Annotated in this window: 12 protein-coding genes and 2 tRNA genes; 7 read left to right on the forward strand and 7 right to left on the reverse strand. The window is 61.3% G+C overall.

The window, feature by feature from the left end; genetic code table 11:
* The first annotated feature begins 56 nt into the window (after positions 1-56).
* Positions 57-974: a LysR family transcriptional regulator gene (locus AC3WSN_RS16415; protein ID WP_492539333.1), complete on the forward strand. Its 918-nt coding sequence runs from the start codon at positions 57-59 to the stop codon at positions 972-974.
* 305 nt (positions 975-1,279) lie between these two features.
* Positions 1,280-2,617 carry an MFS transporter gene (locus AC3WSN_RS16420; protein ID WP_492543134.1) on the forward strand — a complete coding sequence of 446 codons (1,338 nt, stop codon included), beginning with the start codon at positions 1,280-1,282 and terminating at the stop codon, positions 2,615-2,617.
* A gap of 142 nt (positions 2,618-2,759) precedes the next feature.
* Here AC3WSN_RS16420 and AC3WSN_RS16425 read toward each other — a convergent pair whose 3' ends face one another.
* From AC3WSN_RS16425 to AC3WSN_RS16445, 5 genes are all read right to left on the reverse strand, one after another.
* Positions 2,760-3,923, reverse strand: coding sequence for an acyltransferase family protein (locus tag AC3WSN_RS16425; RefSeq protein ID WP_492539335.1), 1,164 nt, complete (start codon positions 3,921-3,923; stop codon positions 2,760-2,762).
* A gap of 158 nt (positions 3,924-4,081) precedes the next feature.
* A complete protein-coding gene (locus AC3WSN_RS16430) occupies positions 4,082-4,570 on the reverse strand; it encodes an NUDIX domain-containing protein (protein WP_492539337.1) in 489 nt (162 codons plus the stop codon).
* Between the two features lie 445 nt (positions 4,571-5,015).
* Positions 5,016-6,569 (reverse strand): HNH endonuclease family protein, encoded by a 1,554-nt coding sequence (locus AC3WSN_RS16435; protein ID WP_492539339.1) that lies wholly within the window; start codon positions 6,567-6,569, stop codon positions 5,016-5,018.
* 102 nt (positions 6,570-6,671) lie between these two features.
* Positions 6,672-7,061: a hypothetical protein gene (locus AC3WSN_RS16440; protein WP_492539341.1), complete on the reverse strand. Its 390-nt coding sequence runs from the start codon at positions 7,059-7,061 to the stop codon at positions 6,672-6,674.
* Between the two features lie 71 nt (positions 7,062-7,132).
* A complete protein-coding gene (locus tag AC3WSN_RS16445) occupies positions 7,133-7,342 on the reverse strand; it encodes a hypothetical protein (RefSeq protein WP_492539343.1) in 210 nt (69 codons plus the stop codon).
* A 793-nt stretch (positions 7,343-8,135) separates the two neighbouring features.
* Between AC3WSN_RS16445 and AC3WSN_RS16450 the strand changes: the two genes are divergently transcribed.
* From AC3WSN_RS16450 to AC3WSN_RS16460, 3 genes are all read left to right on the forward strand, one after another.
* Entirely contained in the window at positions 8,136-8,840 is a 705-nt protein-coding gene (locus tag AC3WSN_RS16450; protein WP_492539345.1) for a recombinase family protein, read from the forward strand.
* A gap of 576 nt (positions 8,841-9,416) precedes the next feature.
* Positions 9,417-9,725 (forward strand): hypothetical protein, encoded by a 309-nt coding sequence (locus tag AC3WSN_RS16455; protein WP_492539347.1) that lies wholly within the window; start codon positions 9,417-9,419, stop codon positions 9,723-9,725.
* A 4-nt stretch (positions 9,726-9,729) separates the two neighbouring features.
* Positions 9,730-10,554, forward strand: a complete 825-nt coding sequence (locus tag AC3WSN_RS16460) for a hypothetical protein (RefSeq protein ID WP_492539349.1) — start codon at positions 9,730-9,732, stop codon at positions 10,552-10,554.
* A gap of 680 nt (positions 10,555-11,234) precedes the next feature.
* Here the strand turns inward: AC3WSN_RS16460 and AC3WSN_RS16465 are convergent.
* Both AC3WSN_RS16465 and AC3WSN_RS16470 read right to left on the reverse strand, forming a co-directional pair.
* Positions 11,235-12,986 (reverse strand): DUF6538 domain-containing protein, encoded by a 1,752-nt coding sequence (locus AC3WSN_RS16465; RefSeq protein WP_492539350.1) that lies wholly within the window; start codon positions 12,984-12,986, stop codon positions 11,235-11,237.
* Between the two features lie 98 nt (positions 12,987-13,084).
* Positions 13,085-13,174, reverse strand: a tRNA-Ser gene (locus tag AC3WSN_RS16470).
* A gap of 177 nt (positions 13,175-13,351) precedes the next feature.
* On the opposite strand from AC3WSN_RS16470, the gene AC3WSN_RS16475 reads away from it, so the two are divergent.
* Positions 13,352-13,425, forward strand: a tRNA-Gln gene (locus AC3WSN_RS16475).
* Positions 13,426-13,626: 201 nt separating this feature from the next.
* Complete coding sequence (locus tag AC3WSN_RS16480; RefSeq protein ID WP_192707496.1) at positions 13,627-13,992, forward strand: hypothetical protein; 366 nt, start codon at positions 13,627-13,629, stop codon at positions 13,990-13,992.
* Positions 13,993-14,028 lie beyond the last annotated feature (36 nt).

Genomic DNA, 14,028 nt, shown 5'->3' on the forward strand with positions numbered 1-14,028 from the left:
CTCCGATTTGTGCGTCCAATGTTGATTTTGGCTGATTTATCCCGGATCCTGCAACAATGTTCGATCTGGGCCACGTCCGCAGCTTCGTCGCCGTCGCCGAAGAGATGCATTTCGGCCGTGCCGCCGCGCGGCTGAACCTCTCGCAATCGCCGCTATCCCGGCAAATCCAGGCCCTGGAGCAATCTCTCGGGGTCACCCTTCTGGAGCGGACGACGCGCGCCGTCCGCCTGACGCCCGTCGGGCGCACCTTCCTGGCCGAGGCCTATCGAGTCCTGGCGGCGGCCGAGGGGGCCGCCCAGATCACCCGTCGGGCCGCCCAGGGCGAGAGCGGGCTGGTCCGCCTCGGCTTCACCGCGGCTTCGGCCTTCCGCGCCCTGCCCCGCCTGGTGGCGCAGGTCCGCGCGACCCTGCCGGACATCGACCTCGTCCTGGAGGAGATGGTCTCGGAGGAGCAGATGCAGGCGCTCAACGGCAAGCGGATCGACTTCGCATTGCTGCGCCCCTCCCCCGCATTGCTGAGTGAGGACGGTCCGATCGCAACGGCCCTCCTGCTGCGCGAACGCCTCGTCCTGGCGGTGCCGAGCGGCCGGCCGCTGGCATCGGCCCGGCAGCTCGGCATCCAGGCCCTCGACGGTCAGGCGCTGGTCACGTGGTCGCCGCGGGGCGGCCGCTACTTCGTCGAGCTGCTCGACCGCCTGTTCGAGGCGGCGAAGGTGCGCCCGCGGATCGTGCAGCGGGTCAACCAAGCGCATACCATGCTGGCGCTGGTCGGCGCCGGGCTCGGCGTCGCGCTGCTGCCGGAGAGCGTCCGCAGCATCCGCATGACCGGCGTGGTCCTGCGCCCGATCCGGCTGCCGACCTCCGCGCAGCCAGAGCTGATGCTCGCGTGGCGCCGCGACAACGAGAATCCCTGCCTTCCGACGGTCCGCAACGCGGCCTTCGGCCATGCTCGATCATCCGTCGCGACTCCGTGATCGGCTGCGCCTCTCGGGCAGGATCGATCCGACGCCGATCGGCCAAGCGGCGCTTGCGTCCATGCTCAGAGACAGGCAGGCCTACACCGAGGGTTGCATCGGCTCGGCATCCTTTCCGGCGTCTCGCCGGTGTGCAGCGCAAGCAACCACCTCTCGGTCCGGCAAAACACGATCTCGGTCCGGACATCACGAATGCCGGGTGCTTTGCCATGAACACAGCGGCATCCGAGAGGAGCGTAACCGCACCTTCCGGTGCGATCGATTTTCATTCACCACCGAATCGAGTTTCTGGAAACGAAGACGTCATGGATCGCACAAAAGAACAAACTAAGTTCCGATTCGTCGTATTCTCATCGATTGTCGTGATCGCGATGATCAACTACATTGACCGCGGTGCGATCTCCTACGCGGCGGCCGACATCACGGCCGAGTACAACCTGGATCGTGCGGCCTGGGGCGCCGTGCTCGGCTATTTCGGATACGGCTACATGTTCGGCGCCCTGATCGGCGGCGCCCTGGGCGATCGCTTCGGCGCCAAGCTGGTCTGGCTGATCGCAGGCGTCGCCTGGTCGGTGTTCGAAATCGCGACGGCTTACGCGGGCGATTTCGGGGTGGCCGCTTTGGGTGGTTCGGCCCTCGCGGGCTTCGCGGTCGTGCGCGTCCTGTTCGGGTTCTCGGAAGGACCCGCCTATTCCATCATCAACAAGACGGTCGGGAACTGGGCCACGCCACGCGAGCGCGGCTTCGCGGTCTCGATCGGGCTGCTCAGCACGCCCCTCGGCGCGCTGCTGACGGCACCGATGTCGGTCGGCCTGCTCCTGCTGACCGGCAGCTGGCGCGCCATGTTCTGGATCCTCGGCATCACCGGGCTGGTCGCGCTGCTCGCGTTCATGCGGATCTTCACCAATCGGCCGGAGGAAAACCCGCGGGTCAGCGCGGCGGAACTCGCCGAGATCCGCCGCGGCACCTCTGCCTCGGATGCCTCGTCGACATCGACAGGGCGGCAAGATTCTGATGTCCCGTGGTGGCTGTTCTTCACCAGTCGCACGATGGTCTTCAACACGATTGGCTATTTCGCATTCATCTACGTCAACTTCATGCTTCTCACCTGGACGCCGAAGTACCTGCAGGATCAATTCCACTTCAACCTGGCTTCGCTCTGGTATCTCGGCATGATCCCGTGGACCGGCCCCTGCCTGACGGTCCTGTTGGGTGGCCGCTTCTCCGATTGGCTTCTCAAGCGGACCGGAAACCTGCGCATTGCGCGCAGCTGGTTTGCCGCGCTCACGCTGCTTCTGACGACGCTCGTCTTTCTCGGAGTCTCACAAGCTACGAGCCCTGCCGCGGTGATCGCCCTGATGACCCTGGGCAACAGCCTCAACGCGCTCGTGAACACCGTGTACTGGACTGTGGTCATCGACACCGCCCCCCGCGAGCACCTCGGGACCTGGAGCGGCTTCATGCACTTCTTCGCCAATATCGGCTCGGTGCTCGCGCCGACGCTGGCGGGGATCCTGGCGAGCACCTACGGCTATCAGGCGATGTTCATCGCGACGGCGGTTGCGACCGGGATCGGCATGGCCGCGATGCTGCTGGTCAGTCCTGGCGTATTGCCGGTTCGTCGCGGCGCGGTCCCGCGCTGAGGAAGAGCGCGGGCGCGAGCCGAGGCGATGCATCACGGATGAGAGAACCGTGGGGCGCCGCGGTACGTCCGATTGAGGCCTGCCGGCTATCCGGCACCGGCTTCGAGGCCTCAGCCATGCTCCGCACGATCGTGCGCCGCTTCTATCGGACGCCGCCCAGCCCCGTCGCGGCGGCGTCCGTCGGCCGGTCCGCTTCACTCTGCAGACGATGCGCGGCAACGAACGAGAAGCGGCGCCGCAAGCCGAGGATCGGCCGTTCGATCAGGTGCCAGGACACCATCGCGAACAGGACGATGCAGGGCAGCGCCAACAGGACTTGCTGAGCCGTATTCCGCACTGGCACCAGGGCAACCAGGGCCTGCTGGATCGGCCAGCCGTACAGGTAGATCCCGTAGGAATAGTCGCCGCGCTTGAGCAGGGCCGGAACCCAGAGATCCGTCACGCCCAAGCAGACGGTGAGATAGATCAGCGGCGGCAGGACCACGAGGTTCAGGAACGGGTGGACCGGCACCGCGGTGACGGCCGTCAAATCGAAGGCGCCGGCGGCGAACACGATGGCTGCCGCAAGCCCGATCAAGCGCAGGTCGTAAGGGAGCCTGTAGCGATACAGGTAGGCTGCAATGCCCAGCAGGAACGCCACGTAGAGGCGCGACGCCTTATCGACGAACAACTTGTCGGCCAGTCGAGCCGTGAGGGTGACGGGGTCACCCAGGGCGCCGAGACCAAAGACGAAGCCGAGCCCGATCAAAGCGCCGGCCGCGCCGAGGACGAGACCCGGACGCCGCAGCAGGCCGGTCAAGACGCAGGCCGACATCAGCCCGTAGCAGACGATCTCGTGCGGGATGGTCCAAAGCGAGCCGTTGACGACATCGGTGGGGTTGTGCGCGAACACGCCCGGCAGGGTGTAGATGATCAGGCCGAGGATATTGGCGAGATAGCGGTAGGTCTGCGGATCGGTGGCGTAGTGCGACAAGGGCAGGTCGGTGAACAGCGGGCCGAGAACCACCGCGCTGAGCACGATCTCGACGGCAAGGGCGGGAATGATCCTGAGCGCTCTGTTGAGCAGGAAGTCGCGTAGCCGGAGGCGCAGGGCGCTTCCGGTAATCAGGAAGCCCGAGAGCCCGAAGAAGGCTGCGATGATGCCGTAGCTGCCGAGTTCGAAGAAGCCGTCGACGCGGGTGATCTCGTTGTTCACGATCGCGCGTCCATGCCAGACCACGACGGATACAGCCAAGACGATCCGCAACAAGTCGAAGCCGGGGGCAAGGCCGCCGCGGCGGTCGAGAACAGATCCGACGGTTTGCATCCGCGCGTCCGGCCCCTGTGCTGTTGCCGCGCAGCCCTAGCACGCGAGACCTTGCCAAAATGCGCTGCCGACCCCGATGCGGCGTCGGGCACGAGGCTGACCGCGGGACTGGCCGCCGACGCGACGGTGCCGCCTCGATCGAGGAACGGCAAACCGCGCTAGATCATCTGGAATGCGCCCGTCGCTTTCCAGCGCAGAAAAGCGTCGATCGTGAGCGCCACGCTGGGCAAGACGTCCGGCAGCGCGTCGGGCCTGAACCAAGCGACCCTCAGGTTCTCACCACCGTCGCTCCCCGCGGCGCCCGAGAACGTCTGCGTCGTGAACATCATGCTGAAGTAGTGGCAGACGTGTCCGTTCGGATACGTCCACACCTCGGTCTCGGGGCCGGACGCGAATCCGAACGGGACGAGATCTGAAATCCGGAGCCCGGTTTCCTCGAAGGTCTCGCGCACCGCGCAGGCGACGATATCCTCGCGCTCGTCCGGCACGCCGCCCGGCAGCCCCCAGAGATTGAAATCCGCGCGCAGTTCCAAGAGCACGCGACCCTGAGTGTCGGCGACAACGACGCGCGCGCCCGGCACGAGCAGCAGCCGCGAACCGACGGATGCGCGTAAGCGGCCGAGATAGGAGGTGGCGAAGTCGCTCACGTGGCGTTCAGCCCTTTACCTTGTTCATTGGACGGTCGTGATCCCGATTTCGTTACGGATCCAGGCCATTACGCCGGTCCTCCGAGCCCAAAGCCGCCCGTTCGTGCACAACGATGGTCGCGGCGAGATCGAGAATTCGCCTCTGCGCGAGCCCACGCAGTCCGGCCGCGCGGTCGGTCCACACCGTCTCCCCCGCCGCGAACAAGACTGAAGGTGATCCCTCTGATCGCCCGCGATTCCCGTGGATGGTGGGGCAGGTCGCCGACCGGCGGGACTGGTTCGTTTGCATGCGATGCCCGCTGGCGGAAGGGGTGGGAGCTTCCGACCCAACCCCCAGGGTTCAATCACTTCAATCACTTAAGTCACCAATGGAGATGGCGCTGTAGCAACACGCTGTAGCAATGAGGGCCATCGCTGTCGCCACAACTTGCACGGTTCATCTGCGTCAGTTTTTGAATCCTGTGTTGCAATAAGGGTGGACCAACTGCCCATTTTCAGCTTCGCCAACGCCACCCTCTCGCACCCGCTGGACATGATCATAAGACACAGATTTCCGTGGATCGAGTAAGCCGCTACAAATTGGACAACGAAGTGCGCTTCCTAAAGCGCTCCTTAAGAATACCATTGACTTCGCGTCTTCGGAAAATGACGGCGAGGTCGGCTTGATCGTTACATCTAAGATACGCCCGCGAAGACCAAGGAAAGCAATAACTTCTTCTAAAGTTAGAGTGCCGCCCGGAGAAAGGCGCTCGATTAAAAGACCGAACATATCGCGCATCTTCGGGACGCGTTGTCCCTTGGCTAAATTTTGCAGAATGATACCCAGCAAAGATTTATTTGCTATCAAAAAGTCTTCGACCCCCCTGCGAGCCAGAGTGAATTTACGGAAGAAGGTGGGATCATTGTTTGACAATTTTTCCTTTATCAGCAGGCTCATGCCCAGGAATAGAAACCGACTGTATTTTCCACGCTCATTGTAGAAATAGACGGCAGGGTGAAGGCCCAAACTAGCCGCTGAATTGCCGGTGATCCTGTTCAGGACCTTAAGCGACCTTTCCAAAACCAGGATCGTTTCCGAGCCAGTCAGATCCTCGGACTGCTTGTCTAGGTTGATGGGCTGATTGTTGCTGGATCCAGCTATCTCCATAAAATCGATCAGCAATGAGAGTGCGTCCAGTGGAGAAGTCGAGCCCCCAAAAGGCACGTCAAGAGTCTTCAGTGGCGTATCGACCTCTGGTTCAAATAGGGTCTTGAAGAATTGCCCAGCCAGGCCTTCGATCTGTTCCTGAACTAGGCCATCGAAAGAAGACCAGTACTTATGCCCCGATCCGGAACGGAGGATTGCCCTCGCAGCGATAGCTATTGCTTTTCTCCGATGCCTTATGAGGCGTTCCTCGGTATCGTCAAGAGGAGTTCCCTGACTGTTGATTTTGTAGAATGAGGTCTCCGCTGCCGAGGCGTTTCCTTGAATCCACTGCACCGAGATTGTTCGCGTGAATAACCTTCTGGCTCGCCGGGCAACGAGAGTGTCCTCTGCACTCTCTACGTTGACGCTGCTTATATCTTGAAATCGCCCCACTCGACTTTCAATGAGCGTCCGCGCACGACCAGCGACCCTTTTCTGATCGGCGGTTATGTTGTTGTTATATAGCCGGGTCGACTGAACCCCATCGCCGTAGTCATTTAGCATCCATGCGCGCAGAGCACTCAGTCTGTGACCGCCGTCGATAACAAAAATGAATGTGTTCGACTTCCATAGGATCAGCGAAGGAATTACCTCGTTGTCCAGAAAACTTGCTACAAAAGTTGCAATTTGATCTGGGGTCCAGTGATTAGTCTCTCTCTGGAAATCAGGCTTGCGAAGAAGTCTAAGAATTTGCGAGCTGCTCTGTAAATTGGCAATGGGAAAGTCGCGAAACAGATCAAGGTCGAACTCATTGCCTTCGCGGCTGAAATCTTCTCTCGGTATCATTGCATCGAGGTTGACGCGCTTGACCATTCGATTTGCTCAGCTTGCAGCCCGATAATTCGCTTACGCAAGGTTGTACAAGCTAGGCAGCAAGGTGACCAGGCCTTGCCCATAGTTCGGGCCAACAACAGCCTACGGTTCACCGGGGGCGTTCCAGCGGCCTTCGATCATGAGGCCGATCCGCAGGGCGAGTGCGTAACCCTTGCTGGTCAGGAAGTAGCAAATCTGTCGCCGGTTCTCTGGGTGCCTACGGGATACAACCAGATGAAGCGGCTCTTCCCGTTCTCGGCTTTGCTCTCCGATTTCGAGTAGCAGTCGAGACATAATGGGCTGTGTAGATCCCAGCATTTTCGCGTATTCTGTGGGCCCGAGACCTGGCTTGAGAGCTACCGCCAGGAAGGTATCGAAATAGGCCGTGGGCATCGCTGGATAGAGACGGCGGAACTCTTCCACTGCGATCCGGAGGCGCCCCAGAGATTGGAGCGGCAGGCCGTCGTTCGAGACCATCTCCGGGAAATCCAACGTAGTTACTCCTTCATGCCAACACGATTGCTTCATGGCAAAGGAAGGCCGCATGGCCCTCCGAGTGTGGCTCAAGCGCAAACGATGTTGTCGCTCAGATGGTCGTAGATGGCGCCCACGGTCGTCTCATCGGCAGCGTAGAAGATGTCACCGATTTGTGTGCCTGTAGGACAAGCCGCCAACTCAGCACGACCACGGGAAGTCGCGCCTACGAAGCCGTAGGTCTCACCCTCAACACCCAGCATCCCGTCCGGATCACCCTCCCGGAACGTGTAGAACATTACGTCGATCATCCACGCCATTGCTTCTAGTCCCCACATGGCCGCCAGTTTCCCCGGTCAGCGAGGGGTGTCTATCATGAGGCTTGATCATATGGAAGCAGTAGTTTCCAGATTTTGCATAGGTATTGGTATGTAAGGACCGGAGGCTCATCATGGGACCCACCGAAGTCCCAGAGGATCACTGCACGGCAAGGCCCAACAACAACTCGACCCTTTACCGGGAATTTGAAACTGGGTGGTAGGCCCTCACGCTGGACTTGCAGAGCGCAGAGGGACCCGCCAGCGAGGGATCCGCTTCCTTGTCTGTCCGTGAGCCGGATCGCCCCGGCCTACTCAGTCAACCAGCTATGCCAGCCCCAGCGTATCAGCGAGGCGAGCAACGTCTATCCCTTGCATCCCATAGGATTGGGCAGAACATTGGGGGACATTGGCTCTGTACTAACTGAGGCCAACTGCTTTCAGGATCACTCCACCCAACAGCACACAGCAGAAACCTGCGAAGGTAAGGCCTATGAAGGCCAGAGGGTTGCCCGCCTTGCTGTCACTTAGGGCCATGAGGATGTAGATGGCCGCCAGTCCAAAGAACCAAAGCATGCGATAGGTCTCGATCCCGGTTTAGTCATCAGCACATTACCACTCTGGTTTCCGAAGCTCCATAGTCGATTGCATATCGGCAAGTCGTATGGTTAGGTTTATTTGAGTGGTTGCGTCGAATATCTCTTGTCGGTTCGTCCAGATGCTGTATCGTTTGCATCAACGGTCGTAGTGGCTTCTGACACAGGGCGGTTGAGCGATGATCGAGGGCAAGGTGGTCACATACCTGCGGGTCTCCACGGATCGGCAGGGACGCTCGGGGCTGGGGCTTGAAGCTCAGCGCAAGGCGGTGACGGACTTCCTCAACGGTGGGCGACGCACGATGCTCGCTGAGTTCGTGGAGGTTGAGAGCGGGAGTCGGAATGATCGTCCGAAGCTCGCTGAGGCGTTGGCGCTGTGCCGCATCCACAAGGCCACGCTGGTTATTGCCAAGCTCGACCGCCTGTCTCGTGATGTTCACTTCCTGACTGGCCTGGAGCGGGCTGGGATACGGTTCGTGGCTGCTGACATGCCTGAGGCGAACGAGATGGTGGTCCACCTGATGGCAGTGATGGCCCAGGCGGAACGGAAGCTCATCTCGGCGCGGACCAAGGCCGCTTTGGCTGCTGCAAAGGCACGCGGGACGAAGCTCGGAGGCGACCGGGGACACATCGGGTCAGTGAGTGCTCTCGGGGCTGCGAAGTCGGCTGTGGTGCGCCAGGAGAAGGCTGCGGAGCGGGCGCAAGACCTCAGGCCGATCATTGCTGCCATCCGTGGGGAGGGCGCGGTGTCCTTGCGGGATGTGGCGGCTGGGCTCAACGGGCGGGGTATCACAACAGCCAGAGGTGCGGCGTGGACGGCCATGGCGGTCAGCAGGGTGCTGGGCGTGCTGGAGGTTCCTGGGGGCGCTGTGCGGGCTTCGTAGGCGACTCGGCGGCCTACATTGGAGGCGGTGGGGTGATCCGCCGGTTCCGGTAGTAAGTCAAGGCTGTCTTTTTCAGAATATCTCTACTCCTCAAAACCACCCCGCAACGCTGGAAACAGACCGTAAGCCATTGATAGACGCGGATTTGGTGCGGTCTACATAGTCCTCTCACCCCATTGCGAGCGGAGGACCAGTGTGAAACTTGGGTGTGGCTGCGGGCTCATCCGGATGCGCCGGAGGGCAGACTTGCGGTCACACACAAGCCATTTGCATTGGATCTGAATGCCCCCGTTATTATCATCACCATTCAACCTCGCTTCGGCGGTCGCTAAGTTACAAGGCGTAGGCCTCGGGCCGCTCCTCGATACACTCGGGATCGGACGGAAGACTTCCGAGACCACCGCTTCGTTATTACCACCATCACAGACCGCAGAGGCCCCGTGGCGACCACCAAGCTCACCGGACTTCTTGGGGCGCCTCCCGTTCCAGCCGGGATACACCGGGCTCTCTGGTCAGGCTTCGGGGGACGATGGTCTGATTACCTTCCGCAGTGGAGGCGGTTCGAGGCCACCGGACATGATCGAGAATGCTGACGGGCTCCTGATGACGAACCCCATGGCAAAGGCCTTCAAGGCACGTCAGGCGGCTGGGGAGGACGCTCAGCGACAGGCACAGTCGGATGAGACGGATGCCATGATCGAGGAGTTCGGGAAGACCAAGGCCCGGAAGGACGCCGCTTGGGACCAGGAGGTGTCTGCCAGGTCGGCTTACGCCGCTCAGCAATCAGAGGCCGAGTTCCAGGCCTTAACGAGCCAGAGGAGCCGGAGGACGACACCAAGGCCCGGAGGATACCTGCGGCTGGGTCGGGGGCCTAAGCGTGGCTGATAAGTTGACGATCACGCTCCCGTCCAGTGGACACTCGTATGAGGAACTGAAGGACATCGAGCGGACCACGGAGAGGCGTCAGGACAGGCCCTCGACCATTCCGCTGGGCGAACTCCACACTGCCGAGGAGGTCTTCCAGCCCCGTATCTTGACCGGTAGCGAATGTGTGGATGTGGAGCATGTCCGTACGCTCCTGACGCCCCTCAGGGACCACGGCCAGCCGCTTGGCCGGCTCTGGGTCACACCCATCGGGGACCGCTGGTTCGTCATCGACGGACACCACCGCCTTGCGGCGTACATCGCTCACGGTTTGGACAAGCCAATCCCGGTGGACATCTTTGAAGGGGATGTGGATGCGGCTGAGGCCAAGGCCGTAGGCGAGAACAGCAAAGACAAGCTTCCGATGTCCAGAGACTCCAAGCTGGAGAAGGCCTGGGCGCTCACTCTTCGGAAGACGCACACCATCGCTGTCATCGTTGCCAGTACCACCATCAGTGGCAAGACCGTGAGCAACATGCGGCGGCGCATGAGAGACTTGGGTGATGACGCTGCGAACTACACCTGGAAGCAGGCCAAGCGAGGCGACATGACCCAGGAGGATTTTGACTTCAGTGCGTGGATCGAGCGTGAAGCTGGGGAGATGGCTGAGCGTGTCTGCAAGGTCCCGAACAAGAAGGTCCTACAGCAGCCCGAGGTCTTCGCTCGAATGATCGAGATGGTGAACCCGCAGATGATTGGAGGCCTATTGGAACAGTGGGCGCACGAGCACCGGGAGACGTTCAAGCAGCTGGTGACTGAGATGGGCCAGGAGGAAGCCTTGGACCTCTGATGATCTGAGGAGACGCTGGGAGGTTCTACGGGGCCTCCCTTCGTACTCTCTAAGGCTCGTAATTACGAAGTCAGGCGCCAAGAGCTTATGCGATCAGTGCATTCTGAAGCACAGATACAATGCGAGCTATGCGTCTGCGGCACCGGGGTCAATCCCCAAACGGGGTACTATTGGGTTCAGGGGTGGCCGGCGTCACACGGCAGACCGACCCTTCAGAGCATCCCTGTCAGCTACGTAGCCTGGGAATAGTCAGCCGCTGGCCTTCGGGTCGCTTGTAATGGCTTCCAGAGCCAAGCGGGCCGCCCAGCGAGCTTCGTCTACCAGCGGAACCATGCGGTCACTGGTGGCCGTCCTCACAGTGCATCCAAAGGCGACATGAGGGCGATCAAAGCTTGCAGGTGCTGTTCCATCGCTACGGTTTGGATCGTGGTGTGAAGGGCCTCAGAGCCTTCCAGAAGGCCACCAGGGAGAAGGCCGCGAACCAAGAGCCCAGGATTGCCATGTGAGCCCCACGCCAGAACGGGGGCCAATCCAGCAGGTATCGCATTCTGTGGAATGATGGCGTCCAGGAAGGGTCTGCGTAGACTGGAGCACGCCAAAGCATCAGCGAACCCACTGCCAACAGGAGGACACCAGCCCCAGCGGCCTTCAGTCGATCCTGGAGCGTCGGTGGGAAATCGTCAGGCTCTAGCAGCGGCATCACCTGTCATCGAACCTGGTACTGGCGGGCCGATATGGAGGTGCGATAGGTCGAGCCCAGGATACCGAACCTTCTTGATTTCCGCATAGAGCGTGGCTGCTTGTAGACCGCGCCCATAGATCGACTCTTCGCCTTCGCTGTCTCTTCTCCAACCACCAAGTGCCCTGACCCGCTCCAAGCTGATCTGTGCTTCTCGGAGAGCGTCGCGGTAGTTGTGTCGGAAGCTGTGGAATGACACCCCAGGCGAGGCCACCCCGACTTTACCCAGGAAGCGGCGCTTGTCGTTGAACCATTTCGAGAATGGTCCTGAGAGGTAGCCCAGCGAGTCGGGTTCAAGCTCAGGGAACAGCCGAGCCTCCCCCTTGCTCCTCATGTGCTCAGCGAACACCAAGAGGCCAATCCGCTCCAATTCAGGATGGACGGGCACAAACCGCTTACCTGCGGCTGTCTTGATCCGCTTCCGGTCCCCTTCATCCTCTCCAGGCTCGCCAGCGTCATCAATCAGGATGACCGGAACGCCCTCGTAGGCTGTGATGTCCTTGGTCCGAAGCTGACATACCTCTCCGAGCCTCATGCCCGTCCACAGGGCAATCAGAGGCACCCAGAAGCGTCCCCTGCGGATGACATTGGGTCCGGGGACTCCGTAGCCCTCTTCATCGTTCTTGCAGCCCGTGTAGAGCGGAGCCGAGAAGATGGCCTTCAGCTGGTCCACCGAGAACGGCGCCTTAAGGTCCCTCTGGTTGCGGTCATCAGGGATTGCGAGCCCTTCGGCAGGGTTGCGGATGACCCGCCAGTTCTTCACGCCCCACTTGAACAGGGCCGAGAGGTTGTGGAGGTAATTGTTGACTGCGGACACACCCAGGCGCTCGAGTTTCTCAGCATCCGCAATCTTGGCAGCCTCTTCCAGCGACAATCCCCGGAACCGCTGAGATGCGTTCTTCGGGAGCCGCATGATGACGCTTCGAATGCGCTCGCAGTCCGTCCGGTGGATTGAGTCCACAGGCGTTTTAGCACCTAGCAACTCACGCATGGCCCGGAAGACCGTCTGGTAGGTCTTCAACGTGCCTGGGGTACGCTTCCGAGTCGGGTCCGCAAGGTAGTCTGTGATTAGTTCTTCGATGGTGTAGGAACGGGCATTAGATACCGCTGAGGGGGCCGGAGGCGTCTCAACCACATCGCCGGCGTTGCGAGACCTCATGATTTCGTTGGCACGCTTCTCTGCCTTTAGGTACTCAAAGAACAGACGACGCCATGCCTCGGAGCCAGGCTTGAGCTTGATGCCCTGCTCCTCCAGACGGAACTTGAACCCAAAATCCCCGTACGGACCATCGGCTGAGTTCAGGGCCAAAGCCTGCCGCAGGTAGTAGTCAGCGCTCTCAAGCTCAATTTCGCTCTCTTCATGAGCCTGGCGGTCACGCCCGTAGCGCCGGTAACCCTCATCGTCCGTCAAAACCTGAGACAGCCATAGGGCACCAAGCCGCGCAATCTCCGCGTCGCTGAGTGTGTCTTCTTCGCCGCGCAGGAACCTCCGTGCCTCCTGAAGCTGGCGGTCAAACTCCACGGACTTCAGACGGGCACGGCGCTTGGCTTCCGCAGGATCAGAGGTGCCCAGGGCAATCCATTTCTGACCGCTGGCGCCCCCGGGAATCACCTCACGGAGGTCAGCAGGCACCCAGGCGCGGAACGCGTAGGTCCCATTCGGACGGCGGACGATGCGGCTATCAAGGGCCATCAGATGGAGGCTGACTGTAGCGATAAGCTGTAGCAGTCGTGCCGCTCAACCCGCTGTAAGTCAACGCTTCTTTGCGCCCCAGCCACTTAGGGAGGAACTGGCGGAAGGGGTGGGATTCGAACCCACGGTGGAGTTGCCCCCACGGCGGTTTTCAAGACCGCTGCCTTAAACCACTCGGCCACCCTTCCTGGCGGCTTCCGCAACTGCACGGTTACGGCCCCGGCAGAGGGTGCGTCAACCGGAGAACAAGCGGTTGACCTCCCGGAACATTCCGCCTATCTCACCGCCCACGCCTGAAGCCGCTGAATGCAGCACGGGCGGCGCCCAGCCGTCCGCGTGCCAGACGGGCCGGGCCTAAAGCCGATTGGGGGATAGTTTAACGGTAGAACGGTGGACTCTGACTCCTCTAGTCCTGGTTCGAATCCAGGTCCCCCAGCCACCACGTCAGCCCGCCCGATCAGCGATCCGGCGGGTTTTTTCTTGTCCCGGGCTCACCAGATCCCGTTCGGCATCCCTGCAGGGATCAAGCGGGCTCAAGTCTGCGCCCGGGCCGCCGGCCGAGGCCGAGTCTTCCCATTTCGCGCAGGAAACACCCCATCCTCACGTTGACGCACCTCGCCGACGCCGCCTAGATCAAGCCATGCGCTGGCGCCTGCACCAGACTGTTCGGAGCCGCGCGGCCATAGGATTGCTCGCGCTCTACGCGCTGCTGCTTCAGGCGTTCCTCGGTTACGCCACGCCCGCCGAAGCCATCGTGGGGACGGGTGCGGTTATCTGCGCCGAACACCCGGCCGACGCTTCGGGCGGCGGAACGGTTAACAAACACATCCATCCCTGTTGCACCGTGGTCCAGGCTGGGGCCTTGGCGTTGCCGAGCCTCGAACCGGCCGCGTCGGCATGGCCTTCCGCACCGATGGTCCGCCTCGCCTGGCGTCCCGAAGCCGAGCTTCCGAAAACCGGACCACCGCAGTGCGACGGCACCGCACGAGGTCCCCCCGAAGCTTGACGATCCCGTTCGCTGATCGCTCAAGCTCGGATAGCC

It is taken from the genome of Methylobacterium sp. FW102-HT35C08, from assembly GCF_058790235.1.